Source organism: Mycobacterium yunnanensis (genome assembly GCF_025823185.1).
Taxonomy (GTDB): Bacteria; Actinomycetota; Actinomycetes; order Mycobacteriales; family Mycobacteriaceae; genus Mycobacterium; species Mycobacterium yunnanensis.
In genome coordinates this window covers 377,356-404,056 of the sequence record NZ_JACKVK010000013.1, presented here as the reverse complement: position 1 = coordinate 404,056, position 26,701 = coordinate 377,356, and the positions used below count along the sequence as shown (strand labels likewise).

Here is a 26,701-nt window from a genome sequence, read left to right as displayed (position 1 = left end):
ATGCAGAACGCGCTCATCGGTGGAACGGTCGTCGCGCTGGCGTCGGGATTGATGGGGTACTTCATCGTGGTGCGCCGCAACGCCTTTGCCTGCCACGCACTCGCCCACATCGGACTGCCCGGCGCGACGGGCGCGGTTCTCCTCGGGGTCCCCCCGGTCTTGGGCCTCGGCGCGTTCTGCGTCGGCGGGGCCTTGGTCATCGGTGCCATGGGCAAGCGGATGGCAGACCGGGACGTCGTCACCGGCACCGTCCTGGCGTTCGCGACCGGACTGGGCCTGTTCTTCAGCTCGTTGGCGACCAAGAGTTCCAGCACGATGACCAATGTGCTGTTCGGCAACCTCCTGGCCATCACCGGTGATCAGCTCGTCGGGTTCACGGTGCTGTTCGCGATCCTCACGCTGTGTGTCGGATTGGTCTTTCGACCGTTGCTGTACGGCTCCGTGAACGCCCCCGTCGCCGAGGCGAAGGGCGTTCCCGTGCGCGCACTTTCGGTGGTGTTCATGGTGTTGCTCGCACTCGCGGTCACCATGGCGGTGCAGGCGGTCGGAACGCTGCTGCTCTCGGCCCTGTTGATCACGCCAGCGGCCACGGGAATCATGCTGACGCCGCGTCCGTCGCGGGCCATGGCGATCGCGGCGGCCATCAGCGTGATCTCGGTGTGGGTCGGCCTTGGAGCGTCGGCGATGTTCAACGTACCGCCAAGCTTTCTCGTCGTAACGGTCGCATGCGGCATCTGGCTGACCGTGTGGTCGGTGGACCGCAGCCGTCAATCCCGAAGTCCTGCCCCGACGATCCCCGTGGGTCAGGCGATGACTGCGCCGACGAGATGTCCGACCAGGTAGGTGATGGCCAGGGCCAGCCCCCCGCCGACGACGTTGCGGACCACCGCACGCTGTTTGGGCGCCTGGCCGAGGGACGCCGAGACGGCCCCGGTGACGACGAGTGCCAACAGGACGGCCACCACGGTCACCGGCACGCGAAATGCGTGCGGCGGCAGCATGATCGCGATGAGGGGGAGGAGCGCCCCGACGGTGAACGACAGGGCCGAAGACAGTGCGGCCTGCCAGGGGTTGGTCAAATCGGTCGGGTCGATGCCCAGCTCGACGTCGACGTGTGCAGCGAACGCGTCGTGGTCGGTGAGCTCCTCGGCGACCGTGCGTGCCGTCGCCGTGGACAAGCCCTTGGCTTCGTACAGTGCGGCGAGCTCGTCGAGTTCGGCCGCCGGGTCGTCGCGCAACTCCTTGCGTTCCTTGGTGAGCAGCGCGCGCTCGGTGTCGCGCTGGGTGCTCACGGACACGTACTCGCCCAACGCCATCGACACCGCGCCGGCGACGAGCCCCGCCACGCCGGCGGTCAGAATCGGGCCGGTCGACGTGGCCGCCGCAGCTACGCCGACGACGATGCCCGCAGTCGAGACGATGCCGTCGTTGGCGCCGAGAACACCGGCGCGCAGCCAGTTCAGCTTCGACGACAACGAACCCATGTGAGGTTCGGCGGGATGCGTGCTGGTCGTCATCGGGCCAACGCTAGCCAACGCATTTGGCGTCCGCCAGCGAACCAAGCCTAGCCAAAGTCCGAGGTCAAGGCCGTGACTCGGCGTTCCACCGGCCCTGCGATGATGACCGCACCCATCCGAAGGGCGTCCATCGTCGAATGACGAATAGACGGTGAGGCCGAGCGCCGTCGTCGACCTCGTGCCCTCGACCCGTAGGAACCGACATGCCCACAGCCACCGCGATTCACTTCTTCCTCGAGCTGGCCGTCATCCTCGCGACGTGCCGCGTGGTGGGGTTGGTCGCCAAACGGGTCGGACAACCGCAGGTCGTCGGCGAGATGATCGCCGGCGTGGTCCTGGGACCGTCGCTGCTCGGGCAGATCGCCCCCGGCATTCAGCAGCAGTTGTTTCCGCCCGGGCCCGCCAACGTTGTGCTCTACACCATGGCCCAGATCGGCCTCGTCCTCTACATGTTCCTCATCGGGCTGAACTTCGACGTCGACCTGGTGAAGCATCGGGCAGGCACGGCCGTCGCGGTGTCGGCGGCCGGCATCGTCGCACCGCTGGTCCTCGGAGCGCTGGTCGCCGTGCCGCTGCTGTCGAGCGGGGACTACTTCTCCGACGGCGTCACCACGGTGATGGCCATGCTGTTCCTCGGTGCCGCCATCGCGATAACCGCGTTTCCGATGCTCGCCCGGATCATCTTCGAGAAGGGTCTGTCCGGGACGCCACTTGGCACGCTGGCACTGGCGTGCGGAGCCAGCGACGACGCCGTGTCGTGGTGCATCCTCGCGGTCGTACTCGCCATGAACCGGGACCAGCCCGCCATGGCGGTCCTCGCCATCGGAGGCGGCGTCGTCTACACGCTCGTGGTCCTGACGATCGGACGGCGCGGCCTTCGAGTGCTCGGCCCGATGGCCGAGCGCCACGGCACCGTCACCCCGCCCATGCTGAGCGTCGTGCTCATCGCGCTGATGGCCTGCGCCTGGTTCACCGACGTCATCGGCATCTACGCCATCTTCGGCGCCTTCATCCTGGGTGTCGCGATGCCGTCCGGCTTCTTCGAGCAGCACCTCACGTCGCGCCTCGAGCCCCTCGTCACGACGTTCCTCCTGCCGATGTTCTTCGTCTACTCCGGGCTCAACACCCAGATCGGACTGGTGAACACCCCGACGCTGTGGGCGGTCACGGTGGGCTTGGTGCTCGTCGCGATCATCGGCAAGGGTGTCGCCTGCACTCTGGCGGCCCGCGCCAGGAAGATCCCGCTGCGCGAGGCCGTCGCCCTCGGGTCCTTGATGAACGCGCGAGGTCTGATCGGTTTGATCCTGCTCAACATCGGGCTCGAGGCAGGCATCATCACCCCGACGTTGTTCACCATCCTGGTGCTGGTGGCCATCGTGACCACCCTCATGGCCTCGCCGATCTTCGAATACGTCTACGGCAGGCACCGGATGTCCGCGCCACCGGCCACGTCGGGCCCCGTGACCGGACGAAGGTTGTGACGAAATGCTGACGACGTCGGCGGTCGGGCCCGGCGGCAGGTGCGTCCGTGGTGGGCATACCACCGCCCGTACGCAGCAAGATCAAGTCCCGGAAAGTCCGTCGCGCACAGGAGTCCACGCCCGCACCGAGCGGCCGTTTGGGCCAGTCGGGACGCCGCCGTCCGATAACGTCGGCTTCGGGGGCATTCCCGACGTTTCGAGGAAGGGAAGCGCATGGACGTGTCGCAACTGAACGCCGAGACCAGGGCCGCGCTGGCGCGACGGATCAGAGCCCAGTTGGCGGAGTCGGACACCGCCGCGACCACCGAGTCGACCCATGCCGCCGACCACGACGTCGCCGTCGTCGGCGGTGGTATCGCAGCGCTGACCCTCGCGCTGGAGATTCGCCGTGCGCGGCCCGCGACGCGCATCGTGGTCGTCGAACCCACCGCGCGCCCCGTACCCGAAGTCACCCACACCGTCGGCGAGTCCACCGTCGAGGTGTCCGCGCTCTACCTCGGCGAGCGCCTCGGACTCGCCGACCACCTCAAGAGCTCGCAGATCCGAAAGATGGGTCTGCGGATGTTCTTCACCCACGACGACAACACCGACATCACCCAGCGGATGGAGGTCGGCAGTTCGAGCTTCGTGCCTCAGCCGACGTACCAGATCGACCGTGGCCGGTTGGAGAACGAACTGACCGACCGGGCCGTGGCCGCGGGGGTCCAGTTCTCTCGGGGGCGCGTTCGCTCGGTGGAGTTCGGCTCCGACGGGCTGCCGCACACCGTGACCGTGCAGAACGGCGACGCCGTCACCGACGTCACCGCGCGCTGGGTGGTCGACGCGTCGGGACGAACCCGCAAATTGCCCCGCCAGCTCGACCTGCGCCAGCCCAACGAGCACCACTGCAACGCCGTCTGGTTCCGCGTGGCCGCCGAGATCGACCTCGGAAAGTGGAGTGACGACCCGCAGTGGCAGGCGCGCCTCAGCGAGGGCGACCGGTCGATGTCGACCAATCATCTGATGGGCCAAGGCTATTGGGTCTGGTTGATCCGGCTGGCCTCGGGCGCCACCAGCATCGGCATCGTTGCCGATCCGGCGTTTCACGACATGGACGGCTTCAACAGCCTCGACAAGGCCAAGGCGTGGCTGCGCGAGCACGAGCCGCAGTGTGCGCGCGAGCTGGCCAAGTACGACGACCTGATCAGAGACTTCCGGGTCATGAAGAAGTACAGCCACGGTGTGAGCAAGATCTTCGACGGGCGCGAGCGGTGGGCCATCACCGGTGACGCCGGCATCTTCCTCGACCCGCTCTACTCGTCGGGCCTTGACCTCGTCGCCATCGGCAACGGGCTCATCACCGACATGGTCACCCGTGAACTCGACGGCGAGGACGTCGTGGCGCGGGCCGCCATCGACGACTCGCTGTTTCGGTCACTCACCGAGATGTGGCTGGCCATCTACCGCGACCAGTACACGCTCATGGGCACGCCCAACGTCATGGCCGCAAAAGTGGTGTGGGACATCGCATTCTACTGGGGATTCGTCGGCTATCTCTACGCCAACGGTCGGTTCGTCACCGTCGCCGACGACCCCGAGGTCGTGCCATACCTAGAGGGCTTGATCGAGCTGAGCAACCGCGTCCAACGGTTCTTCCGCGAGTGGGCGGCAGTGGAGAGTGACACCGCCTCCGCTCAGTTCGTCGACCTGTACGTGCCGCTGAACTTCATGGAAGTGCTCCACCGCGCGATGATGGGCACCGCGCCCAAGTTCGCCGAGCGATTCGACGCCAACGCCGGGCTGTTGCGTCAGGTCGCCGGTCAACTGGTCGAGACCGTGCTCGCCGAGAAGGCCAGAGTCTTCGCCGACGACGACGTCATGCGCCAGGTGCAGGCATGGCAACGCGACCCGTTGCTACGCGACCTGCGGTCGGTGTACCGCACCGAGCAGGCCGTCAGTCCGATCAGCTCGGGGTGGATTCTCACCAACACCCTCGAACTGACCTGACGACCACCCATCCGACGCGACCGTCAATACGAAGCACATGAGTAGCCCTGCACCGCACGAGCGGCAGGGCACCACGTCGTGGGGGCCGAATACAGTGACACACCACCGATGGTGGGGGACGAGGACACGAAATGCGGACTGAGAGAAGCGGTCAGGAACCCCTGGCAATCGTCGGAATCGGATGCCGACTGCCCGGCGACGTCGGTTCCCCCGAAAGCTACTGGGACTTGTTGTGCAGCGGAACCGACGCCACCCGCGTGGTGCCCGACACGCGCTGGAACGCCGCGCGCTTCCACGACCCCCACCCGGGAAAGGTCGGCAAGATGGTCACCCGCAGAGGCGGATTCCTCGCCGACGTCGACCAATTCGACCCGCAGTTCTTCGGCATCTCGCCGCGCGAGGCCCACCTGCTCGACCCGCAGCAACGCCTCTTGCTGCAGGTCACATGGGAGGCCCTGGAAGACGGTGGAATAGCCGCCGACTCGCTGGCCGGCACCCCGGTCGGCGTGTTCATCGGCGGCTTCACCCTGGACTACCAGCTGCTCCAAAACCAGGGCCGCACCAGCCGCTACCGGTTCAAGACCCACTCGTCGACCGGAATGATGATGACGATGCTGGCGAATCGGCTGTCGTTCGCCTTCGACTTCCGCGGGCCCAGCATGACCGTCGACACCGCGTGTTCGAGCTCTCTCGTCGCGGTTCACCTGGCGGCGCAAAGCATCTGGAACGGCGAATGCGACGTTGCCCTGGCCGGCGGGGTGAACGTCATGCTGGGACCCAACACGGCCATCGCCGAGTCCAAGAGCGGCTTCCTCAGCCCCGACGGGCGCAGCAAGGCCTTCGACGAATCGGCCAACGGCTACGCCCGCGGTGAGGGCGGCGCCGTCGTCGTCGTCAAGACCCTGGCTCAGGCGCAGCTCGACGGCGACGAGGTGTACGCCCAGATCCTCGGCACCGCGGTGTCGCAGGACGGGCACACCGACGGCATCACCGTGCCCCGCAAGGAGGCGCAGGAAGCCGCCATCGTCACTGCGCTGCAGCGCGCCGGGGTGCGACCCGCCGACGTCGGCTACGTCGAGGCACACGGAACCGGCACTCCGGTAGGTGATCCCATCGAGATGCAGGCCCTGGCCCACGCGCTCGCCTCGGATCGGCCGGCAGAGGAGCCGCTGCTGATCGGCTCGGTCAAGACCAACATCGGACACCTCGAAGCCGGGGCAGGGGTGGCCGGTCTGATCAAGACGGCGCTGGTGCTCAAGCACGGCTTCATCCCGGCGAACCTGCACTTCCACAGTGCCAGCGGGGGGCTCGACCTGGCCGAGCTCGGCATCGACGTGCCGACGACCGGTCGTCCGTTCCCCGGGGGACGGCGGCGCGTCGCCGGGGTCAACTCGTTCGGGTTCGGTGGCACCAACGCCCACGTGGTCCTCGCCGAACCGCCCGCCGCACCCGTCAACGCCGATGAGGCTGAAACGGCACGGGTGAGCGCGCCGTTGACGATTCTGCCCATCTCCGCGCGCAGTGAGGAAGCCTTGGTGGCCACCGCCCGCCAACTGGCCGACCACCTCGGCGACCATCCCGAGGTCACGCTCGACGATCTCGCGTACACGTTGGGACGCCGACGGGCCCACCTCAACCACCGCCACACCCTGATCGCCGACGGCATCGCCGACGCCGGACATCAACTGCAGGCGCTCGCCGACGGCGGCCAGATCGCCGCGGGACGGACCAACCCCGTGACGCCGAAGCTCGCCTTCGTGTGTACCGGCATGGGGCCACAGTGGTGGGGAATGTGCCGCGGATTGCTCGGGGTGTTCCCGGTGTTCACCGAGAGCATCGAACGCACCGACCGCGAACTGTCCCGCTACACGGATTGGTCACTGCTGGAGGAGCTTCGGCGCGACGAAGCCACCTCGCGACTCGGCGAGACCGACGTGGCCCAGCCCGCCAACTTCGCCATCCAGATCGCCCTGGCGGCCCAGCTGGAGGCCTTCGGGGTGCGGCCCGACGCGGTGGTCGGACACAGTGCCGGCGAGGTGGCGGCCCACTACCTGGCCGGTCTGCTCGACTTCTCCGACGCCGTGCGGGTGATCTTCCACCGCAGTCGTCTGCAGCAGCGCACCAGCGGCATGGGCCGCATGCTCGCCGTCGGTCTGGATGCCGAGGCGCTGATGGGAGTCCTCGACGAGCCGACGCGCGACGAATTCCACCGCCGGGTGTCGATCGCCGCGATCAACAGTCCGTCGTCGGTGACCATCGCCGGTGACGCCGAGGTGCTCGACGACGTCGCCCGCCAACTGGACGACGCCCAGGTGTTCAATCGTTCGCTCGCGGTCAAGGTTCCGTACCACACCCACTACATGGACCTGGTGAAGGACGACCTGTTCGCTGCCTTCGAGGGACTGGCCTCGAAGCCGGCGACCACACCGCTGTACTCGACGGTGACCGGGGAGCGGCTCGACGGGTACGCCGCAGGCGCCGCCTACTGGTGGCAGAACACCAGGGCCACGGTCATGTTCGAGCCCGCGATGCGGCGGCTGCTCGACGACGGGTACACCCACTTCGTCGAGCTGGGACCGCATCCCGTGCTGGCGGCATCGATCTTCGAAACCGCCGGAACCGAGAAGGCGCTCGTCCTGGCCACTCAGCGCCGCAACGACGACGACGCTCGAACGCTGCTCAATTGCGTTGGCGCACTGCATTGCAACGGCCATGACGTCGCGTGGGACGCCGTGCACCCCGGTGGGTCCGCCCGGCGGGTGAAGTTGCCGTCCTACCCGTGGCAGAACAGGCGGTACTGGAACGAGACACCCGAGGCGTCCGAGGACCTGCACTACCACCCGGTCCATCCGTTGCTCGGGCAACCGGTCACCGGCGTACGCCCCACGTGGGAGGTCGAGCTCAGCGCGTCACACGTGCCGTTCCTCGCCGACCATCGCGTGCAGGGCAGCGTCGTGGTACCGGGCGCGGTGTACGTCGAGATGGCGCTGGCCGTCGCGCGGGAGCACTACGGCACCGACCTCGCCGTGGACGAGCTCCGGTTCCACCGCGCGGTGATCCTCGACGACAGCTGCGACCCCATCCTGCGGACCACTCTCGACGAGGACGACGCCACCGTCGAGTTCGCCGCATTCACCGCGACGGCGGATGGTGACGCCAAGTGGACCGTCACCGCCACGGCCGCCCTGCGCGCGCTGCCCAGCTCGCCCCGTCGGCGCGAGGTTCCCGGTGACGCCGAGGCCATCCCGACGCCAGGCGACGAGTTCTACTCCCGCACCGAGACTCTGGGCTTCGACTACGGCGAGGCGTTCCGCCCGGTCACCGAGATCGTCGGCGGTGACCGATGGTCGGTGGCCCGCCTCGCGGTCCCGGAACCGATCGCCGACGACATCGACGGGTACCGTTTCCACCCCGCGCTCGTCGACGGGGCGTTCCAAACCCTGTTCGGCACGACGCTTCTGGACCATGACGACACGGGCGAGCAGTACCTGCCCGCGCGCATCGCACACACCGCCGTCTACGGCTCGCCCGAGGCGAAGATGACCGTCGAGGTGCAGGTCCTCTCGGCGACCTCCGAACGCATCGAGGCCGACATCACCGTCACCAATCAACTCGGCGAGCCGCTGGCGGTGTTCGACGGCTTCACGGTGGAATCCATCAGCTCGTCCGCGCGTACCTCGCCCGAGCGCCTCGACAAGGGGATCTACGAGATTCATTGGGCCGACAGGGAATCGGTGCCCGACTCCGCCGTCCCCGAACCCGCCGAGGACGTCGACCAGTCGTGGTTGGTCTTCGTCGACGCGCGCGGTGTGGGCGCGGCCGTCGCCGAGGGGCTGCGCAGCCGCGGTCACCGCGTCAGGACCGTCACCCACGGGCCGGTCGCCGCGGTGGCCGAGACCGGTGACGGCTACGTGGTGAATGCCGAACATGCCGACCAGGTGGGCCAGGTGTTCACCGCCCATCTGGACCGCGTCGGCGACCTGTCCGGCGTCGTCGACTGTTGGCCGGTCGACGTCGTCGCCGATCCCGGTGACGAGGCGGTCGCCGCGGCCAACCTGAACCTGGGCGTCTTCACGGTGATGCGATTGGTCAAGGCGCTCGCCCGGCACGACTCGGTCGCACCACGCCTGTACCTCGTCACCGCCAACGCCCAGCCCGCACCGGGAACGGCGTCGTGCGTCGCCGACCAGGCGGCGGTCTGGGGGCTCGGCCGGGTCATCGGTCACCACGAGTTCGCCGAGCGGTGGGGTGGTTTGGTCGACGTAGACCCGGACGACGCCGACGGGCGCGCCGAGACGGCCACCCGTGTCTGCGACTACGTGCTCGCCGGCGACCCGGAGGACCAAGTCGCGATCCGTGGCCGCGCCGTCTACGTTCCGCGAATCCGGCACGCCGAAGGCCTGACCAAGGCACTGCCCACCACGCTGACCCCCGATGCCACCTACGTCGTCACCGGTGGTGTCGGTGCGCTGGGCCGCACCGTCGCGACGTACCTCGCCGAGCGCGGCGCCCGGCACATCGTGTTGCTCAGTCGCACTGCCGTTCCGCCGCGCCGCGAGTGGTCGACGCTCACCGAGGACGATCCCCGGTTCGCGACGGTCGACGCGATTCGCGGCGTCGAGCGGCTCGGGGCGCGGGTGAGTACGGCGAGCGTCGACGTCACCGACGCGGCTGGACTGCGGGCCTGGCTCGACGACCACGTTGGCGACGGCGGTTGGCCCGTCCGCGGGGTGATCCACGCCGCCGGCACCGTTCACGACCAGCTGCTGATGAACATGAGCGAAGAGGACTTCGCAAAGGTGCTGGCGCCCAAGATGATCGGCACCCGCGCACTGCACGACGTGTTCGGCGACCACGATCTGGAGTTCTTCGTGCTGTTCGGCTCGGCCGGGTCGACCATCGCGTCGCCCGGGCAGGGCAACTACGCCGCCGCGAATGCGTACCTCGACGCGTTCGCTCATCGCCGCCAGTCTCAGGGTCTGCCTGCCCTGACCATCGGGTGGGGTCCGTGGTCGGTGGGAATGGTGGAGGAATTGCACCTGGAGAAGGTCTACGCACACCGGGGCATCGAGTTGATCACCCCGTCGGCCGGCGCCAAGATCCTCGACCGACTGCTCAACCAGAAGACCCCGCAGGTCGTCGCGATCACGGCGGACTGGGGCCGGGCCCGCCAGGTCGGGTTCAGCGCCGGCCTGCCGAGGATGTTCGCCGAACTCGAGGCCACCGACGTGGCGCCACACCAGGGCGATTCGGACTCGTCGATGGTGGAGATGCTCAACGGGCTGCCCGAATCCGAGCGTCTCGCCGCAGTCACCGCCCAGCTTCGCCGCACGGTGGCCGGCGTGTTCGACTGCGCCGTGGAGGACATCGAGCCCGATGACGTCCTCGACGACGTCGGCCTCGACTCGATGATGGCGATGGACTTTCGGCTGCGCATCAACGCGACCTTCGCGATCGACCTGCCGGTGCTCGAGATCCTCCGGGGCGTCAGCGTGGACTCGCTGGCCGTGCGCGTGCTCGCCGAAGTGGAGGCGCTGCACGGCACCAACGCAGAGGACGCCGTCGCCGAGGAACCGTCACCGGTCGACGACGGCGTCGACGAGCTCATCGACGCGCTGTCCGAGGACGACCTCCGACGACTGCTCTCGGAGCTGGAGGCGGAGACGGCCGAGCGGGAGCCTGGTCACTGATGACGCACGCGGACGACCCCTGCGCGGTGCGGGTGCGGGGCCTGTCGAAGTCCTACCGCAGAACCACGGCGGTGCGGGACCTCGACCTCGACGTCGACTACGGGGAGATCTTCGCCATCCTGGGGCCCAACGGGGCGGGGAAGTCGACCACGATCGAGATCCTCGAGGGCAACCGCAAGCGTGACGCCGGCGAGGTGTCGGTACTGGGGGAGGATCCCGGGACGGCGGGCCGCAGCTGGCGAGCCAAGGTCGGCATCGTCTTGCAGGAGGCCAGTGACGCGGGGATGCTCACCGTCGACGAGACCGTCCGCATGTTCACCAACTGCTATGGAAGGTCACGGGTTCCGGGGGAGGTGCTCGAGCTCGTCGGTCTCGGCGGGGTGGCAGGCAAGAGGGTGCGCACCCTCTCAGGCGGGCAGCGGCGGCGCCTCGACGTGGCGCTCGGCATCGTCGGAATGCCCGACCTGCTGTTCCTCGACGAGCCGACGACCGGTTTCGACCCGGAGGCCCGACGTCAATTCTGGGAGCTCATAAGGCTGTTGGCGGCCGACGGCACCACCATCGTGCTGACCACGCACTACCTCGAGGAGGCCGCCGCATTGGCCGACCGGGTCGCGGTGATCGTCGGGGGGCAGGTGGTGGCGGTCGACTCGCCGACCAGGCTCACCGAGCACGTCGACGCGGCCGCGACGGTCCGCTGGGTCGACGCCGACGGGGTGCACGTCGAGAGAACCGACCGGCCAACCGAACTCGTCCGCGAGCGCAGCCACGACGGCAGCGAGCTGGCCGAACTGACGATCACCCGGCCGACGTTGGAAGACGCGTACCTGCGCCTGATCGGTCAGGTCTGATGGCGGTCCAGCGCGCCCGCGTCGACGCCGTACCGCCGCGGCACCGTGCCCCGGCGTCGGAGGCACCGCTGCCCTCGGCGCTACGGATCGGGATGTCGCGGGTGATACCCGAGCTCAAGATGTTCTACCGCAGGCCCGAGCAGGTCGCCCTGACGTTCTCGATGCCCGCGGTGATCTGCGTGCTGCTGGGATCGATCTTCACCGCCAAGTTGCCCAACAGCGACACCAGCACCGGGGCGGTCATCGCGGCCAGCATGCTGGCCTACGGGATCCTGTCGACGTCGTTCATCAACCTAGGCATCAGCATTGCCGCCGACCGCGACACCGGCGGTCTACGTCGTCTGCGGGGTACGCCGACGACCGCGACGTCGTACTTCGTCGGAAAGATCGTCCTGGTGGCGGTGGTCAGCCTGGCCGAGGCCGTCATCCTGCTGACCGTGGGGGTGGTGATCTTTCACCTTCACCTGCCCAGCGATCCCGGGCAATGGTTCACCCTGGCCTGGGTCTTCGTCCTTGGCACCACGAGTTGCTCGCTGCTGGGCATCTTCATCAGCAACTACGCCAGCAACGCCGTGTCGGCCGCGGTGATCACCAACGGTCCCTCGGTCGCCCTGCAATTCGTCTCGGGAACCTACGTGCCCCTGGTCGTGCTGCCGGCCTGGATGCTGACCATCGGCTCGATCTTCCCCATCAAGTGGATGGCTCAGGGCTTTCGCTCGGTCCTGCTACCGCCGGAGATGGTGGTCTTCGAGCCGGCCGGAAGCTGGGAGCACTGGCGCATCTTCCTGGTGCTGGCGGCGTGGACGGTCGGCGGCCTGATCGGCTGCCTCGCGGTGTTCCGGTGGTCGGACCGAACCTGATTCACCGACGGGTCGTGAACGCGTGGACGGTGCCCGCGTTCACGACCCGTTGGCGACGATCGGCTAGCTGGCGCCCCTGGCTGCCGGGCCCGGCAGGATGGGCTGCCCGGAGGCCGGTGCGCCCGGATCGGCCGGAAGGATCAGATCGCCCTTGCCTCCGTAGCCGCCGGCCGGACCGACCCCGCCCATGCCGCCGACGGCGGGTGCCAAGGGTGCCGCAGGCACGATGGGCGGTGCGATCGGCGGAACGATGGGCGGCGGCGCGATCGGCGGAACGATCGGGGGCGGCGCGACCGGGGGGACCACCGGCGGCGGTGCCACCGGCGGTGGGCCGGGAAGTCCCATCGGAATGCCTCCCATGCCGCCCACCGGGGCGCACGCCGCGGCGCCACCCGCTGCCGGCGCGGCCGCGGGCGCGGGCGCGGAGCCCCCGAGCGCCGGGGCGAGGCATTCGTAGCCGCCTGTCTTCAGGGGCGCGGCGGTCGCGCCCGGGCTCACAGCGACGGCGACACCACACAACCCAGCAACGGCACCCACCACCCCGCGGGTGAATCGATCCAAGATCGTCATCGACGTCGACTCCTTCATTTCTGTACTCATTCCACCTTTTGGTTGAAGCGGCGATTCTCCATGCGGCCGCCGATCGACGACTCCGTCGATTATTGGCAGCAAAGCCCACCCGGCGACACCTCCGCGCCGAGTCGTTTCCAAATGGTGACGTCCTGCCGGGGCGCGTACGCCGCGCCCGCCGGTCACCGTCACCTCGTCACCGGACGGGGGACTTCGATGCTGTTCTCTTGGATGATCACCGGGTCGCCGACGTTGACGGTGTCGTAATACCACTCCGCGTCCTCGGGGCTGAGGTTGATGCAGCCGTGGCTGACGTTCTCGTAGCCAAGCGAATTCACCGCCCAGGGAGCGGAATGCACGAAGAGTCCGCGGCTGGTGATCCGGACGGCGAAGTCGACGTCCATCTGATATCCGTCGGGAGCGCTGACGGGAATGCCCACGCTGCTCGAGTCCATGTACACCGAACGGTCCTTGCCCAGAACGGTATACGTCCCCACCGGGGTCGGGTATTCGGCCCTGCCCATCGAGGCGGGCAGCACCCCGGGTTCACCCCAGTGCGGCCGGTGGTGTGGGGTGGGGACCGTCATCGGTGGACCCGCCTCGACGCCGTCGATGCGGACGGTGAAGGTGTGTGCCGAGAGGTCGGCGACGCCGACGACCGATGCGCCCGTGGCGAATTCGGTCTTCAGGCGACCCATCGACAGGGAGATCGTGGTGTGCGCCGGCCAGAAGTGGTCGGGCACCCACTGCAACGAGGTGGCGTCCAGCCATTCGTACGTGCCGGTCATCGCGGGGGAGGACGTCACGTCCACCGAGCGTTCGGCGGCGAGCCGGTCGGTCACGGGAGAGGTGAAGGTGACGACGACCGGGTGGGCCACGCCGACCACGTCGCCGCGCGCGGGGAGCACCGAGGCGACGGCGGGCAGGCGGGCGGACGCGGCGGCCGCCATACTGGTGCCCACAGGCGCTGCAGCAACGAGCGTGCTGGCTCCGATCATTGCCAGAACACACCGAAACACCTGATGCATGGCTCCCGACTTTCTAAATTACATGGTTGTCAATTGATCGTAGTGTCGCCATGTCACTTCGGGATACGCGCAAGCGTGAGCAATTCGATGAAGGAATCATCACGCTTCGGAAACGGCCAGCAAATTTCTGACGGGGGTGCTGGCAATCAAGATCGACCAAGTGCGCCGTCAGGGTGTTTCGAGCGGGACCTTCGTGATGCGGTAGGTCACCAGATCGGTGCCAAGAACGTCGGCGAAGCCCCACTGCGCTGCGGTCTCCCGCACCCGGGTCTCGGCACCCTCCTGGGAGGTGTGGGCGGAGTTGTACTCCTCGCCCTCGTATTCGAGATAGACCACGTACACCGGATCGGGATCGGCGACAGCGGTGGCCAGTTCCTGCTCGACGATCTCGCTGATCTGGGCGTCGTCGACCTCGTCGGCTGTGGTCATGGCCCGACTGTACGCAATGCTCCGTTTATGCGCCCCACCACCGGGTAAGTGCCAAATGTGACGACACCTGCCACGAATCTCGAGCCAGATCTCCCGACTGCCGCCGGCCCGCTCTCCGGTGCTCTCATCGCACACTTGAAGTGTCGTGCGCCGCGGCGCAGCTTCATCCCGGTCGACGCACCGGTCGGCGATTCCTCGCCGTGGGGTCGAGACCTTCAGCTCGCCCTCTACGTCTGCTACGAACTGCACTACCGCGGGTTCGCCAACGTCGAGCCGCGGTGGGAATGGGACCCGGGCGTGTTGCACCTGCGGGCGCGCTTGGAGGACTCCTTCCTCACGGCGCTGCAGCAGGACGTCGGCGCCATCGACGTCTCCGCCGACGAGGAGATGGCGGAGCTGTCGATCACGCCGGTCGACGGCAGCGGGCTGTCCTATCAACTACGCGACGTTGGCTCCTGGGACCAGATGCTCGAGTACTTCGTGCACCGGTCGATCTACCACCTGAAGGAAGGCGACCCGCACGCCTGGGCGATTCCCCGGCTCTCCGGAGCGGCCAAGGCTGCCTTCGTCGCGGTGGAGTTCGACGAGTTCGGCGGCGGCCGAGCAGATCATGCCCATCAGCAGCTCTTCGGGGACCTGATGTCGGCGGCAGGCCTGGATTCCCGCTATCTGCACTATCTCGGCGCGGTGCCCGCCGAGACCTTGGCGGTGGTGAACGTGATGTCGCTGTTCGGGCTGCACCGCGAATTCCGGGGTGCGGCCGTCGGTCACTTCGCGGCCACCGAGATCACCTCGTCACCGGGGTCGGCACGACTGGTCGACGCGCTGGTGAGGATGAAGGCACCAGAGGCGTGCGTGCGGTTCTACCGCGAGCACGTCGAGGCCGACGCGGTCCACGAGCAGGTCGTGCGCACCGACGTCGTCGCCGATCTCATTGCGCGTGAACCACATCTGGAACCCGACGTCGTCTTCGGCATGCGGGCGTTCGACGCGGTGGAGAGCCGACTCGCCGCCCACATGACGTCGCAGTGGGCGGCCGGCCAGTCGTCGTTGCGCATACCGCTGTCATGACCGGCATCTCCGATCAGGCTCGGGTCGACGAGGTAGCCCCCGGTGACCTGGTTCGCCTCGACGTGCCCGGCGACGAGGGCGTGGGCGAGCGCGAATACAAGGTCGTCTTCGTCGACGCCCCTCAGGCGCCAGGCGCGGCGACGGTTACCTTGACCCTCGAGCTGGACGACGGGGAGACCTTCGACGTCGAACTGCCCGGTGATGCCGTCGTGTCACGGTCGATGGAGTCCAAGTGGGAATCCGAACAGAGCCCAACGGCGACGGAGGATTGACCGACGCCCTGGCCCGTCACCGTTTGCCGGCGGCGAGCCGGGGTAGGGCTAAAGCATGAGTGCGACAATGGTTCTCGTCGTCGACGTGCTCAACGCCTACGATCATCCGGACGCCGACAAGCTGATTCCCAACGTGGAGCAGACGATCGAGCCGTTGGCGAATCTGATAAGGCGTGCCCGGCGGGCGGACGACGTCGACGTGGTGTGGGTCAACGACAACTACGGCGACTTTTGTGCCGACCATCGCGACTTGATCGACGCCGCCATGGGCGGCCGCCGTCCCGACCTCGTAGATCCGGTGAAGCCGGCACCGGGCTCCAAGATGCTGACGAAGGTTCGCCACAGCGCGTTCTACTCGACCCCGCTGGGGTACCTGTTGGGCAGGCTCGGCACCAAGCGCGTCGTCATCACGGGGCAGGTGACCGAACAGTGCATCCTCTATACCGCACTGGACGCGCACGTGCGGCACTTCGAGGTAGTCGTAGCCCCGGATACCGTCGCGCACATCGACGCCGACCTCGGCGCTGCCGCACTGAAGATGATGGAGCAGAACATGGCCGCCACCCTGCTGCCTGCAGCCGACTGTTGTTAGAGCCACGGGAAACGGAGCGAGTGATGTCCATCTTGTCGAAGACACTGTATTCGTCGGCGTTGGTCGCCGGCGGCGTCGTGATGGGACGTGCGATGGGCGCCAAGGACGAGTCGCGCGCGCAGGTGCTGCGGTCGGACGCGCCGAATCCCGACACCACGCCCGCCGACACCACGCCCGCCGACACGACGGCCGCCGACGCCACGGCCGCCGACGCCACGGCCCCCGATCCCGACGATCCGCGCAAGCCCGATTCGCCGACCGACTTGACCAAACCGTCGCTGTGGTTCGCGCTGCGCAAGACCGCTCGAGAGTTCTCCACCGACCAATGCACGGATCTGGCTGCGGCCCTTACCTACTACGCCGTGCTGTCGATCTTTCCGGCGCTGGTCGTGGTGGTCTCGCTGCTGGGTGTCTTCGGTCAGGGCAAGAGCACGACCGACGCCATCCTCCAGATCGTGGCGGACCTTGGTCCCTCCTCGGCCGTCGACGTCCTGCGTGGTCCGATCGAACAGTTGGTGCAATCCCCTTCGGCCGGGACCACGTTGGTCATCGGCATCGTGGGTGCGCTGTGGTCGGCGTCGGGCTACATCGGGGCCTTCGGGCGCGCGATGAACCGGATCTACGAGATCGAGGAAGGCCGCCCGGTCTGGAAACTGCGCCCACTGCAACTGCTCCTGACCCTCGTCGGGCTCGTGGTGGTGGCCGCCGCCGCGTTCCTCTTGGCCGTCACCGGACCGCTCGCAAGGGCCATCGGTGACACCATCGGCCTCGGATCGGCGACCGTGACCGTGTGGAACATCGCCCGGTGGCCCGCGTTGTTGGTGTTGGTCACCCTGGCGGTCGCGATCCTGTACTACGCCACGCCCAACATCAAGCAACCAAAGTTCCGGTGGGTCAGCGTGGGAGCCGCCGCAGCCATCGTGGTGTGGATCCTGGCGTCCCTGGGCTTTGGTCTCTACGTCTCCAACTTCGGCAGTTACAACAAGACCTACGGCACACTGGCCGGTGTCATCGTCTTCCTCCTGTGGCTGTGGATCACCAACCTGGCGTTGCTGTTTGGCGCGGAATTGGACTCCGAACTCGAGCGCGGGCGGCAACTTCAGGCTGGCTTGCCTGCCGAACGGGACCTCCAACTGCCGGCTCGCGACACCCGTCTGGTGGACAAGAACGAGTCCAAGGAGCGCGACGACCTCAGGCGTGGCGAGCAATTGAGGGCGTCACGCGGTCGATCCGACGGGTGAGCCGGAGGCTCTGGACGACACCTCGTCGATGAATTTCGACGCTCTTGCCAATAGTGGCGCCCGCGTCCTCTAGAGTTTGCCGCGTCAGCCCCCGCGGAGGATCGGACGTCTCGATGACGGCACAGAGGGTGGTCGGTTCCCCGGTGGGGTGGCTCGTTTGGTGACCGCGGAGTGGTCGAAGGCGCTGCGGCTAGCCGGCATGCGACCCGTTCCACGGTGGCCCGTCCGCGCGCCAGTGGACCTGCGGGGCAAGCGAATACTGCTGACCGGTGCCTCCTCCGGGATCGGTGCGGTGGCCGCCGGCAAGTTCGCCGCCGAGGGCGCGACCGTCATCGCCGTCGCCCGCCGAGGAGATCTGCTGGCCGAGGTCGTGGCCGGAATCGTCGCCGGCGGTGGTGACGCCGTTGCGATGACGGCCGACCTCGCCGATCTGGACCAGGTCGACGCGCTCGTCGAATCCGTCGGCCGCGTCGACGTCCTGGTCAACAACGCGGCGAGGTCGATTCGCCGGCCCCTCATCGACTCCCTGCAGCGCTGGCATGACGTCGAACGCGTGATGGCCCTGAACTACTACGCGCCGCTAAGGCTGATGCGGGGGTTGGCCCCAGGCATGCTGGCTCGCGGCGACGGCCACGTCGTCAACGTCGCGACGTGGCGCGTGCTGCCGGAGTCGTCACCGATGTTCGCCGTCTACAACGCCTCCAAGGCGGCGTTGAGCGCGGTGAGTCGGGTCGTCGACACCGAATGGGGTCAGGCCGGCGTGCACTCCACCACGGTCTACTTCCCGCTGGTGGCCACACCGATGATCGCCCCCACCCGGGTCTACGACGGAGTCGCCGCACTGTCGGCGGAAGAGGCCGCCGGATGGCTGGTCACCGCCGCGAGGACGCGTCCCGTACGCATCGCGCCGCGAAAGGCGCTCGCCCTGCGCGCACTCGACGTCGTCGCGCCACGGATGCTCAACGCCGTCCTGGAGCGCGAGACCGCCCGGATGACTGCCAGGGCCCAGCTGGCCGAGATGACCGAATCCACTCCAGGAGAACACCGTTGACGATGAGACACGCTTGCTTCACCCTGCTCGCCGCCTGTCTGGTGCTGGCGGGGTGTCAGGGCTCCGCCTCCGCCGACGGCTACCCGGCAGGGCCGGTGACGATGACCGCGGGTGCGTCACCGGGCAGCGGGTTCGACCTGACCATCCGCGCGGTGGTGGACTCGCTGCAGAAGGAGGGCATCGTCGACGTGCCGCTGCCGGTGCAGAACCGCCCGGGCGGCAGCGGAGCCGACTTCCTGGCCACGATGGTGGAGCAGTATCGCGGGGCCGACGACCAGATCTCGGTGACCTCGCTGTCGATGATGACCAACCAGCTCAGTGGCACGTCGAGGTACGGGTACGGCGACGTCACCATGATCGCCCGGCTGATGACCGAGTACTTCATGGTCGTCGCGCGCCCCGACGCCCCGTTCCAGAACCTCGGTGACCTCTTGGCGGCCGTCAGGTCCGACCCGTCGCGTGTGGCGATCGGCGCCGCCCTCGACGACCAGGCTCCATTCGACCTGTTGGTCTCCGCCGCCGGCGGCGACCCGTCGAGGGTTCACTACGTCACCCACGAGGGTGGCGGGGATCAGAGTGCCGCTCTCGCCAGCGGGGAGGTCGGCGTCGCCATCGGAGGGGTGAGCGAGTTCATCGGCCAGGTGAAGACAAGGGATCTCAAGGGATTGGCCGTGCTGGCGGAGGACAGGTTGCCGGGACTGGACGTGCCAACCGCCAGAGAGCAGGGGTTCGACGTCACGCTGTCGAACTGGCGCGGCCTCTACGGCCCGCCGGACATGCCCGCCTACGCGGTCGACTACTGGCAGCAGGCGCTCGCGAAGATGGTGGACACCGCGACGTGGAGGGACACGGCGGAGCGAAGCCAGTTCACGACGACCTTCATGGTGGGTGAGGAATTCCAGAACTTTCTGGCCAAGACTCAGGCCGACGTGCAGACCGCGTTGCGGGCGGCGCGGGGGTGACCGACGCGGGGACCAGCGTGGGTCGCCGACCCGAAAACCTGGTTCTCGGAGCACTTCTGACCACGGCGGCCTTCTTCTGCGTGGCGGCGGTCGGCACCGTGGCGAAGATGGCCGGGCAGTACACCCCGACGGGCGTGCTGCTGCTCTTCCAGAACGCGATCTGCCTGCTCTTCGTGATTCCGGTGGTGATGCGCGGTGGTTGGTCGTCGATGCGCACCCAGAAGATCGGCCTGCACGTCCTGCGGGCGGCCACCGGGACCGCCTGCTGGTACGCGCTGTTCGTCGCAATCACGCGGATCCCGCTGGCCAACGCCACCCTGCTGACGTACAGCGCGCCCCTGTGGATGCCGCTGATCGCCTGGGTGGTGACACGCCAGCGGGTGGCGACCGCGACCTGGGTCGGAGCGGTCGTCGGGTTTGCCGGGGTGATGCTGGTGTTGCAGCCGCAGAGCCACCGCGTGAACGTCGGCGAACTGGCCGCATTCGCCGGCGCGTTATTCCTTGCCGTGGCAATGATGTCGGTGCGGTGGCTCGGGGCCACCGAACCGATACTCCGGGTGCTGTTCTACTTCTTCTTGATTTCGACGCTGCTCTCGGTGCCCGTCGCGCTGCTCGACTGGCGCCCCGTCGTGCCCGCGGCCTGGGCCATGCTGATCGGGCTGGGTCTGGCACAGCTGTCGTCGCAGACCCTCATCGTGCTGGCCTACCGCTACGCACCGGCCGAGAAGCTGGGACCGTTCATCTACTCGGTCATCGTCTTCACCGCAGTCGCCGACTGGGTCTTCTGGAACCATCCGCCGACACTGGTCACATACGGCGGGATGGCCTTGGTCATCGGTGGCGGGCTCATCGCCATCCGCGCCCGACGAAGCGCGGCGCGCACGGATCGCTAGCCCACACTACGAAATACGTCCGCCGCAGCCGTTTGTCCGGCCGCGGAGGGGGCACCCGTCCGCCCTGCCGACCGCGGCGTCGACCAGGGATGGAGGATCATGCAGGCCGAACGGTTTCGATCATTGTTCGAGGCGAAGGGCCCCTATGCCTCGGTGTACTTCGACGACTCGCACGACACCGAGGACGCGGATGCACAGCAGCACCTGAAATGGCGGGCCGTGCGCACCGAATTGGAGCAGTTGGGTGCACCCGCCGACGTCGTCGACGCGCTGGAGGGGGCAGTGCTGGGCGCCCCGCCCGCCGTGGGAAGCAGCGGACGCGGATTGGTCGCCGGGCAGGACGGCATCCTTCACGACGAACGTCTGATCCGCGCCATCGAGAACCCCGTCATCCGCTACGCCGACCTGCCGTACGTGCTGCCGATCGTCGAGCACGGCGCGTGGCACACCACCTACGTGGTCGCCACCGTCGACCACGCCGGCGGCGACGTGGTCCTCCACCGCAGAGGGAGGGTGGTCGCCGAGGAGGTCGACGGTGGCGGCTACCCGGTGCACAAGGCGGACAGCGCCGAGACGCCGGGTTACGGCGACCCACAGCGCCGGACGATGGAGGCCGGCCGCAAGAACCTTCGTGCGGTGGCGGCGCGGCTGGCGCATCTGGTCGACGCGGTGGCGCCCGACATCGTGTTCGTCGTGGGCGAAGTCAAGTCGCGGGCAGATCTCCGCCCGACGTTGGAGGAGCGGGTGGCTGCGCTGGTGGTCGAGTTGGACGTCGGCGCGCGCGACAGCGGAATCGACGACGCCGAGGTGAGCCACGCGATCGAGCAGGAGCTGCTCAAGCGTCGGTTGGCGGCCATGGATGCGGCCGCTCGACAATTCTCGCAGGCCGTCGGGCAACGATCGGGTCTGGCGGTGGAGGGCATCGGCCCGGTGTGCGAGGCTCTGCGGGCCGGCGCGGTGGAGACCCTCCTGGTGGGCGACGTCGGGGATGCCGTCGTCGTCGCCGACGACGACCCGCTCACCGTCGCCCCCGACGCCGACGTCCTCTCGGACCTGGGGGCCGCGCCCACGCACACGTTGCGGGCCGACGAGGCGCTTCCGGGCGCCGCGATCATCACCGGTGCGGCACTCGTGCGAGTCGACGAGCGTCTCGCGCCGCAGGACGGGATCGCGGCGGTCCTTCGGTTCGCCCTACCCTGACGAATCGAGGGTCATTGCTCGTCGAGCGCGTCTTCCAGCCGTCGAACCTTGGCGGTCAGCTCGCCGGTGTATCCGGGCCGGATGTCGGCCTTGAGCACGAGACCCACCCGCGGCGAGACCGCGGCCACGGCGTCGACGGCCCGCTTGACCACCGCCATCACCTCGTCCCACTCGCCTTCGACGTTGGTGAACATCGCGTTGGTCTCGTTGGGCAGTCCCGACTCTCGCACGATGCGAACGGCCTCGGCGACGGCGTCGTGGACGCCGCCGGTGTCGTCACCGGCGGACGGGGTCAGGCTGAAGGCGACGATCATGGCGATCAGCCTGACACACCCGCCGTCGATCAGCCCAGGGCGCGTTCCGCGATGGGCAACGACAGCTGGGCGCGGACGTTGCGGCTCACGTCGTCGGCGAGGACCTCGTCCGCCCCGGCCTCCACGCCGTCGAGCACTTGGCGCACCACGTCGGCGGGGTCGGTCTTGGGGCTGTCGGTGAACGACGCCATGTCGGTGTCGACGTAGCCCACGTAGACGCCGACGACCTGGACGCCGCGCGGGGCGAGCTCCAGGCGCATCGAGTCGGTGGCACTCCACATCGCCGCCTTGGTGACGCCGTAGCTGCCGCCGACGGGCAGCCAGGACAGCACCGAGGCGACGTTGACGATGGCGCCACCCCGGTCGGCGATGCGGTCGGCGAACGTCGACGCCAAGGCGAGCGGTCCAAACAGGTTGGTCTCCAGCTGCTCTCGCAATTCCTTGGCGTCGGCCTCCAGCACGGACGCAGCCCGGAAGAGGCCCGCGTTGTTGATCAGCACGGCGACGTCGGTCGCGGCCTCGGCTGCCGCGGCGACCGACTGCGGGTCGGTGACGTCGAGGGTGAGGGGGACGACGCGGGGGTCGGTGATCTCGATCCGGCTGGCGTCTCGAGCGGCGGCGTAGACCTTGGTCACCCCACGATCGAGGAGCTGGGTGACGTAGTGGCGGCCCATGCCGCGGTTGGCTCCGGTGACGAGCACGGACGAGTTCTGCAGGGCGGTCACGAGTTCTCCTGGTGGTTGAGTCGACGACAAGCAAGTACACCGAATGGTTTACTTCGGTGCCGAACGTACACCGCGACCGCGCCGAAGTAAACCCAACGGTATACTTCGCCCATGGACACTCAGGTCGAAGCGCGGCGTGGTGGCCGGGGCGCGCGCCAACGCATCCTCGACGCCGCGGTCAAGCTGTTCTACGCCGACGGGATCAACGCCACGGGTGTTGAACGCTTGGCCGACGAAGCATCGGTATCCAAACGCACTCTCTATCAACACTTTCCGAGTAAGGATGCCGTGGTCGAGGCGTACCTGCGGCACCTTCGCCAAGGCGTCGGCGACCCGGTGCACCCCGACCCGGCCGCCGGGAAGCGCAGTCCCAAGTCGCGCATCCTGGCACTGTTCGACGTGCCGCCCGCCGGCGCGGGCCCGTGGCGCGGCTGCCCGTTCCACAACGCCGCCGTCGAAGCCGCCGGCGCAATGCCCGAGGTGCACGGCATCGTCGAGGAGCACAAGCGCAGCTTCGTCGACGGTGTGGTCGCCTTGACGCGTCACACGGGTGCGGCCAACCCCAAGCTCGTGGGCAGCCAACTGGCCATTCTCTTCGAGGGCGCCGCCGCGATGTCGACCTCCCTGAACGACGCCGCGCCCTGGGGGCAGGCCAAGAGGGCGGCGCAAACCCTTCTGGACGAGGCAATCGGTCGCGCATCGGTCTGAGCACTACGATCCGACCGTCAGCCACCGACGCCGAGGAACTCATGACGACCAACGCCCTGCACCAGCCGCTGCCCCTTCCCTGCGGCCAGGTGCTGCCCAACCGAATCATGAAGGCCGCGCTGAGCGAGGCACTGGGGAACTCCAGGAACGCCCCCGACGAGCGGCTCGAACGTCTCTACCGCACCTGGAGCGAAGGCCGCTACGGGCTCGTCGTCACCGGCAACGTCATGGTCGACCGCAGCCAGCTCGGCGAGCCTGGCAACGTCGTCGTGGAGGACGAGCGCGATCTCGAGGCCTTGTCCCGCTGGGCCAAGGCCAGCAAGGACGGCGGTGTCCCGATCTGGGTCCAGTTGAATCATCCGGGGCGGCAGTCCAACCCGATGGCCATCGGGCATCGCCCCGTCGCGCCCAGCGCGGTGGCCATGTCCCTGCCCGGGTCGCCGACCCCGCGCGCGCTGAGCACCGCGGAGATCGAGGGCGTGATCGAACGTTTCGCCACGGCAGCCGTGGTGTGTGAGACTGCCGGGTTCGACGGCGTCCAGATTCACGGGGCGCACGGCTATTTGGTGGCGCAGTTCCTCTCGCCGTTGACCAATCTGCGCGACGACGAGTGGGGCGGTGACCCCGAGCGCCGGATGCGCTTCCTGCTCGAGGTGGTGCGTCGCGTCCGGTCGCGGGTCTCGCCGTCGTTCGCGGTCGGGCTCAAGCTCAATTCGGCGGACTTCCAGCGCGGCGGATTCACCGAGGACGATTCGAAGGCCGTGTTGGCCGCGCTCGCCGGTGAGGGGCTCGACCTCATCGAGGTCAGCGGCGGTAGCTATGAAACGCCGGCGATGATGGGCAAGGCGTCCGACAGCACGCGAGCGCGAGAGGCCTACTTCCTCGACTACGCCCGCACGGTCCGCGAGCTCATCGGTGACGTTCCGCTGGCCGTCACCGGTGGCTTTCGCTCGCGCACCGCCATGGAGGAGGCGATCGGTGCCGGCGAGTGCGACGTCGTGGGCCTCGGTCGACCGACAGTCACCACCACCGACGCCGCGGCCGCCCTCCTCGACGGCCGGACGCCCACGTTGACCGCCCACCAGGTCCGAGCCGGAATGCGCGGCGTGCTCGGCAAGTTCGTCAACCTCAAGTCGCTGGACGGCATCCTCGAGCTGAGCTGGCACACCGATCAACTGCACCGCGTGGGCGCGGGGCTCGACCCCGACCTGGACCGGGGGCGCATCGCGACGACCGTCGCGATGCTCCGCCGCAACGGCACCGCCACCTTCGGGCGCAAGCGCGGCGTGTAGCGGGCAAGCTCACCGGCGGCCGGAAATTCTCGGCAGACGAACGTGTTTCGTGGTCAAGTGCCAGGGTATCGGCTCCTGACCCCAACGACACGAGGAGTCGCCGATGTTTCGTCATACCGACTACATGCAATTCGACGTCAAGCCCGAGAAGCCGGATCCGGTGTACGCCCGGAAGTTGCAGGAACTGCTCGGTGGAGCCTACGGCGAGATGACCGTCACGATGCAATATCTAATGCAGGGCTGGAATTGTCGCGTGAAGGGCAAGTACAAGGACCTGATCATGGACATCGCGACCGAGGAGATCGGGCACGTGGAGATGATCGCGACGATGATCGCGAGATTGCTGGAGAGCGCGCCCGCCACGGACTCGACCAAGAATGCGCTCGGTGATCCGGTGGTCGCGGCGGTGATGGGCGGCATGGATCCACAGCACGCCATCGTCTCCGGCGGCGCCCCCACGTTGTCGGACAGTCAAGGTGCACCGTGGAGTGGCAAGTACGTCGTGGCGTCCGGAAACCTCCTTGCCGACTTCCGCGCGAACGTGGCCGCGGAGTCGCAGGGGCGCGTGCAGACCGCGCGACTGTGGCACATGACCGACGACCCCGGCGTCAAGGCCATGCTCAGGTTCAACCTGGCGCGGGACACCTATCACCAGAACATGTGGTTGGCCGCCATCGAGGAACTCCAAGCCGACGGGTTGGAAGACGTGATCGCGCCAAATGACCTGCTCGACGAAGAGTTCGAGGAGCACGCCAGCACGCTGTGGCATCTCTCCGACGGCGCCGACTCCGACAAGGGCCGGTGGATTGGTCCGCTGCCGGACGGCCGTCACACCGGGCAGTTCCTCGCCGATCCGCAACCGTTGGGCGATCGGCAGTCCGGACCGCCACCGGATCCGAAGCTGTACTGCACCTACGACGGTGGCCTCGGCGAGCCCCGGAGTCCGGCGTTCGGCACGGAGAAGGGCGTGATGGGCAAGATCAAGGACGCGGTCGACCCCGACAAGCCCTAGACGCTGGCCGTCGAGTGACTCGACGAGTCCGTCGCCGTGCTGGTCTCCGTTTCGTCCCAGCTGACGCGGGTAGGTGCCAGGAGTCGACTCCTCGACCCGAAAGGTGAACGCAGATGGGATTTCCCGCGCAGCAACAAGAAGTGCCCGGCGTGCAGTCCGCGATGGACCCCGTACCCGACTGCGGTGAGGAGAGCTACCGCGGCTCCGGGCGCCTCACCGGGAAACGCGCCGTCATCACCGGCGGCGACAGCGGCATCGGTCGTGCGGTCGCCATCGCCTACGCGCGCGAAGGCGCCGACGTGCTGATCTCCTACCTCGAGGAGGACGGCGACGCCGAGGAGGTCGCCCGCCTGGTCCAGAAGGAGGGTCGCACGTGCATCCTGATGCGTGGTGACCTCGCGGAACCGGCGCATTGTCGCGACGTTATCACAAGAGCGGCAACCGAATTCGGCGGCATCGACGTCCTGGTCAGCAACGCTGCCTTCCAGATGAGCCACGATTCGCTCGACGAGATCAGCGACGAGGAGTGGGACTACACGTTCCGGCTCAACGTCGGCGCCTACTTCCACCTCGTCAAGGCAGCCGTGCCGCGCATGCCCTCCGGCGGGGCGATCATCGGCAGCTCGTCGGTGAACTCGGACATGCCGTCACCTCAACTGGCGCCCTATGCGGCCACCAAGGCCGCCATCGCCAACTTCTCGGCGAGCCTGGCTCAACTGCTCGGAGAGAAGGGAATCCGGGTCAACAGCGTGGCTCCCGGGCCGATATGGACCCCGCTGATTCCGGCCACCATGCCACCGGAGAAGGTCGAGTCCTTTGGTTCGGACACTCCGCTGGGCCGGGCCGGACAACCCGCGGAACTGGCACCGGTCTACGTGCTGCTGGCCTCCGACGAGGGCAGCTACATCTCTGGTGCGCGGGTCGCCGTGACCGGTGGACGGCCGGTGCTCTGAGCC

24 protein-coding genes are annotated in these 26,701 nt (G+C 68.0%); 18 read left to right on the top strand and 6 right to left on the bottom strand.

What is annotated here, in order from left to right; genetic code table 11:
- Entirely contained in the window at window positions 1–843 is an 843-nt protein-coding gene (locus H7K45_RS25560; RefSeq protein ID WP_263999320.1) for a metal ABC transporter permease, read from the top strand.
- Here the strand turns inward: H7K45_RS25560 and H7K45_RS25555 are convergent.
- A complete protein-coding gene (locus H7K45_RS25555; RefSeq protein WP_263998867.1) occupies window positions 804–1,517 on the bottom strand; it encodes a VIT1/CCC1 transporter family protein in 714 nt (237 codons plus the stop codon). The genes H7K45_RS25560 and H7K45_RS25555 overlap by 40 nt on opposite strands.
- A gap of 203 nt (window positions 1,518–1,720) precedes the next feature.
- Here H7K45_RS25555 and H7K45_RS25550 point away from each other — a divergent pair, with 203 nt between their 5' ends.
- The 5 genes from H7K45_RS25550 (at window position 1,721) to H7K45_RS25530 (ending at window position 12,385) form a co-directional block, all read left to right on the top strand.
- Window positions 1,721–2,998, top strand: a complete 1,278-nt coding sequence (locus H7K45_RS25550; protein WP_263998866.1) for a cation:proton antiporter — start codon at window positions 1,721–1,723, stop codon at window positions 2,996–2,998.
- 213 nt (window positions 2,999–3,211) lie between these two features.
- Window positions 3,212–4,984 (top strand): NAD(P)/FAD-dependent oxidoreductase, encoded by a 1,773-nt coding sequence (locus H7K45_RS25545; protein ID WP_263998865.1) that lies wholly within the window; start codon window positions 3,212–3,214, stop codon window positions 4,982–4,984.
- A gap of 131 nt (window positions 4,985–5,115) precedes the next feature.
- On the top strand, window positions 5,116–10,674 hold the full coding sequence (locus H7K45_RS25540) for a type I polyketide synthase (protein ID WP_263998864.1): 5,559 nt from the start codon (window positions 5,116–5,118) through the stop codon (window positions 10,672–10,674).
- A complete protein-coding gene (locus H7K45_RS25535; RefSeq protein WP_263998863.1) occupies window positions 10,674–11,525 on the top strand; it encodes an ABC transporter ATP-binding protein in 852 nt (283 codons plus the stop codon). The genes H7K45_RS25540 and H7K45_RS25535 overlap by 1 nt, the downstream gene beginning before the upstream one ends.
- A 92-nt stretch (window positions 11,526–11,617) precedes the next feature.
- Window positions 11,618–12,385, top strand: a complete 768-nt coding sequence (locus H7K45_RS25530; RefSeq protein ID WP_372512667.1) for an ABC transporter permease — start codon at window positions 11,618–11,620, stop codon at window positions 12,383–12,385.
- 63 nt (window positions 12,386–12,448) lie between these two features.
- On the opposite strand, the gene H7K45_RS25525 is transcribed toward H7K45_RS25530, so the two are convergent.
- From H7K45_RS25525 to H7K45_RS25515, 3 genes are all read right to left on the bottom strand, one after another.
- Window positions 12,449–12,985: a hypothetical protein gene (locus H7K45_RS25525; protein ID WP_372512639.1), complete on the bottom strand. Its 537-nt coding sequence runs from the start codon at window positions 12,983–12,985 to the stop codon at window positions 12,449–12,451.
- A gap of 158 nt (window positions 12,986–13,143) precedes the next feature.
- Window positions 13,144–13,983, bottom strand: a complete 840-nt coding sequence (locus H7K45_RS25520) for a L,D-transpeptidase (protein ID WP_263998861.1) — start codon at window positions 13,981–13,983, stop codon at window positions 13,144–13,146.
- Window positions 13,984–14,151: 168 nt separating this feature from the next.
- Window positions 14,152–14,412: a hypothetical protein gene (locus tag H7K45_RS25515; protein WP_263998860.1), complete on the bottom strand. Its 261-nt coding sequence runs from the start codon at window positions 14,410–14,412 to the stop codon at window positions 14,152–14,154.
- A 57-nt stretch (window positions 14,413–14,469) separates the two neighbouring features.
- Between H7K45_RS25515 and H7K45_RS25510 the strand changes: the two genes are divergently transcribed.
- The 8 genes from H7K45_RS25510 (at window position 14,470) to H7K45_RS25475 (ending at window position 21,694) form a co-directional block, all read left to right on the top strand.
- Window positions 14,470–15,483 carry an iron-containing redox enzyme family protein gene (locus H7K45_RS25510; RefSeq protein ID WP_263998859.1) on the top strand — a complete coding sequence of 338 codons (1,014 nt, stop codon included), beginning with the start codon at window positions 14,470–14,472 and terminating at the stop codon, window positions 15,481–15,483.
- Window positions 15,480–15,755 (top strand): hypothetical protein, encoded by a 276-nt coding sequence (locus tag H7K45_RS25505; RefSeq protein WP_263998858.1) that lies wholly within the window; start codon window positions 15,480–15,482, stop codon window positions 15,753–15,755. The genes H7K45_RS25510 and H7K45_RS25505 overlap by 4 nt, the downstream gene beginning before the upstream one ends.
- A gap of 55 nt (window positions 15,756–15,810) precedes the next feature.
- Window positions 15,811–16,347, top strand: a complete 537-nt coding sequence (locus H7K45_RS25500) for a cysteine hydrolase family protein (protein WP_263998857.1) — start codon at window positions 15,811–15,813, stop codon at window positions 16,345–16,347.
- A gap of 23 nt (window positions 16,348–16,370) precedes the next feature.
- Window positions 16,371–17,588 carry a YihY/virulence factor BrkB family protein gene (locus tag H7K45_RS25495; RefSeq protein WP_263998856.1) on the top strand — a complete coding sequence of 406 codons (1,218 nt, stop codon included), beginning with the start codon at window positions 16,371–16,373 and terminating at the stop codon, window positions 17,586–17,588.
- A gap of 160 nt (window positions 17,589–17,748) precedes the next feature.
- On the top strand, window positions 17,749–18,639 hold the full coding sequence (locus H7K45_RS25490) for an SDR family oxidoreductase (protein ID WP_372512638.1): 891 nt from the start codon (window positions 17,749–17,751) through the stop codon (window positions 18,637–18,639).
- Between the two features lie 2 nt (window positions 18,640–18,641).
- Window positions 18,642–19,601, top strand: coding sequence for a Bug family tripartite tricarboxylate transporter substrate binding protein (locus H7K45_RS25485; RefSeq protein WP_263998855.1), 960 nt, complete (start codon window positions 18,642–18,644; stop codon window positions 19,599–19,601).
- Window positions 19,598–20,494: a DMT family transporter gene (locus H7K45_RS25480; RefSeq protein ID WP_263998854.1), complete on the top strand. Its 897-nt coding sequence runs from the start codon at window positions 19,598–19,600 to the stop codon at window positions 20,492–20,494. The genes H7K45_RS25485 and H7K45_RS25480 overlap by 4 nt, the downstream gene beginning before the upstream one ends.
- A 99-nt stretch (window positions 20,495–20,593) precedes the next feature.
- Window positions 20,594–21,694 carry an Rv2629 family ribosome hibernation factor gene (locus H7K45_RS25475; RefSeq protein WP_263998853.1) on the top strand — a complete coding sequence of 367 codons (1,101 nt, stop codon included), beginning with the start codon at window positions 20,594–20,596 and terminating at the stop codon, window positions 21,692–21,694.
- Window positions 21,695–21,705: 11 nt separating this feature from the next.
- Here the strand turns inward: H7K45_RS25475 and H7K45_RS25470 are convergent, their stop codons facing one another.
- Window positions 21,706–22,008 carry a thiamine-binding protein gene (locus H7K45_RS25470; RefSeq protein ID WP_263998852.1) on the bottom strand — a complete coding sequence of 101 codons (303 nt, stop codon included), beginning with the start codon at window positions 22,006–22,008 and terminating at the stop codon, window positions 21,706–21,708.
- 29 nt (window positions 22,009–22,037) lie between these two features.
- The gene (locus H7K45_RS25465) at window positions 22,038–22,733 is read right to left on the bottom strand and encodes an SDR family oxidoreductase (RefSeq protein WP_263998851.1); all 696 of its coding nucleotides are present in this window, start codon (window positions 22,731–22,733) and stop codon (window positions 22,038–22,040) included.
- Window positions 22,734–22,844: 111 nt separating this feature from the next.
- On the opposite strand from H7K45_RS25465, the gene H7K45_RS25460 reads away from it, so the two are divergent.
- The 4 genes from H7K45_RS25460 to H7K45_RS25445 all read left to right on the top strand — a co-directional run bounded on the left by H7K45_RS25460 (window position 22,845) and on the right by H7K45_RS25445 (window position 26,698).
- The gene (locus H7K45_RS25460) at window positions 22,845–23,441 is read left to right on the top strand and encodes a TetR/AcrR family transcriptional regulator (RefSeq protein ID WP_263998850.1); all 597 of its coding nucleotides are present in this window, start codon (window positions 22,845–22,847) and stop codon (window positions 23,439–23,441) included.
- A 41-nt stretch (window positions 23,442–23,482) separates the two neighbouring features.
- Window positions 23,483–24,733 carry an NADH:flavin oxidoreductase/NADH oxidase family protein gene (locus tag H7K45_RS25455; RefSeq protein WP_263998849.1) on the top strand — a complete coding sequence of 417 codons (1,251 nt, stop codon included), beginning with the start codon at window positions 23,483–23,485 and terminating at the stop codon, window positions 24,731–24,733.
- 103 nt (window positions 24,734–24,836) lie between these two features.
- Window positions 24,837–25,745: a manganese catalase gene (locus H7K45_RS25450; protein WP_263998848.1), complete on the top strand. Its 909-nt coding sequence runs from the start codon at window positions 24,837–24,839 to the stop codon at window positions 25,743–25,745.
- Window positions 25,746–25,858: 113 nt separating this feature from the next.
- Window positions 25,859–26,698, top strand: a complete 840-nt coding sequence (locus H7K45_RS25445) for an SDR family oxidoreductase (protein ID WP_263998847.1) — start codon at window positions 25,859–25,861, stop codon at window positions 26,696–26,698.
- The last annotated feature ends 3 nt before the right edge of the window (window positions 26,699–26,701 follow it).

What these genes read in the sequence shown, in the direction of transcription:
- H7K45_RS25560 (WP_263999320.1), top strand. Translation starts at nt 1, where the DNA reads ATGCAGAACGCGCTCATCGGTGGAACGGTCGTCGCGCTGGCGTCGGGA.
- H7K45_RS25555 (WP_263998867.1), bottom strand. Translation starts at nt 1,517, where the DNA reads ATGACGACCAGCACGCATCCCGCCGAACCTCACATGGGTTCGTTGTCG.
- H7K45_RS25550 (WP_263998866.1), top strand. Translation starts at nt 1,721, where the DNA reads ATGCCCACAGCCACCGCGATTCACTTCTTCCTCGAGCTGGCCGTCATC.
- H7K45_RS25545 (WP_263998865.1), top strand. Translation starts at nt 3,212, where the DNA reads ATGGACGTGTCGCAACTGAACGCCGAGACCAGGGCCGCGCTGGCGCGA.
- H7K45_RS25540 (WP_263998864.1), top strand. Translation starts at nt 5,116, where the DNA reads ATGCGGACTGAGAGAAGCGGTCAGGAACCCCTGGCAATCGTCGGAATC.
- H7K45_RS25535 (WP_263998863.1), top strand. Translation starts at nt 10,674, where the DNA reads ATGACGCACGCGGACGACCCCTGCGCGGTGCGGGTGCGGGGCCTGTCG.
- H7K45_RS25530 (WP_372512667.1), top strand. Translation starts at nt 11,618, where the DNA reads ATGTCGCGGGTGATACCCGAGCTCAAGATGTTCTACCGCAGGCCCGAG.
- H7K45_RS25525 (WP_372512639.1), bottom strand. Translation starts at nt 12,985, where the DNA reads ATGAGTACAGAAATGAAGGAGTCGACGTCGATGACGATCTTGGATCGA.
- H7K45_RS25520 (WP_263998861.1), bottom strand. Translation starts at nt 13,983, where the DNA reads ATGCATCAGGTGTTTCGGTGTGTTCTGGCAATGATCGGAGCCAGCACG.
- H7K45_RS25515 (WP_263998860.1), bottom strand. Translation starts at nt 14,412, where the DNA reads ATGACCACAGCCGACGAGGTCGACGACGCCCAGATCAGCGAGATCGTC.
- H7K45_RS25505 (WP_263998858.1), top strand. Translation starts at nt 15,480, where the DNA reads ATGACCGGCATCTCCGATCAGGCTCGGGTCGACGAGGTAGCCCCCGGT.
- H7K45_RS25500 (WP_263998857.1), top strand. Translation starts at nt 15,811, where the DNA reads ATGAGTGCGACAATGGTTCTCGTCGTCGACGTGCTCAACGCCTACGAT.
- H7K45_RS25495 (WP_263998856.1), top strand. Translation starts at nt 16,371, where the DNA reads ATGTCCATCTTGTCGAAGACACTGTATTCGTCGGCGTTGGTCGCCGGC.
- H7K45_RS25485 (WP_263998855.1), top strand. Translation starts at nt 18,642, where the DNA reads ATGAGACACGCTTGCTTCACCCTGCTCGCCGCCTGTCTGGTGCTGGCG.
- H7K45_RS25475 (WP_263998853.1), top strand. Translation starts at nt 20,594, where the DNA reads ATGCAGGCCGAACGGTTTCGATCATTGTTCGAGGCGAAGGGCCCCTAT.
- H7K45_RS25470 (WP_263998852.1), bottom strand. Translation starts at nt 22,008, where the DNA reads ATGATCGTCGCCTTCAGCCTGACCCCGTCCGCCGGTGACGACACCGGC.
- H7K45_RS25460 (WP_263998850.1), top strand. Translation starts at nt 22,845, where the DNA reads ATGGACACTCAGGTCGAAGCGCGGCGTGGTGGCCGGGGCGCGCGCCAA.
- H7K45_RS25455 (WP_263998849.1), top strand. Translation starts at nt 23,483, where the DNA reads ATGACGACCAACGCCCTGCACCAGCCGCTGCCCCTTCCCTGCGGCCAG.
- H7K45_RS25450 (WP_263998848.1), top strand. Translation starts at nt 24,837, where the DNA reads ATGTTTCGTCATACCGACTACATGCAATTCGACGTCAAGCCCGAGAAG.
- H7K45_RS25445 (WP_263998847.1), top strand. Translation starts at nt 25,859, where the DNA reads ATGGGATTTCCCGCGCAGCAACAAGAAGTGCCCGGCGTGCAGTCCGCG.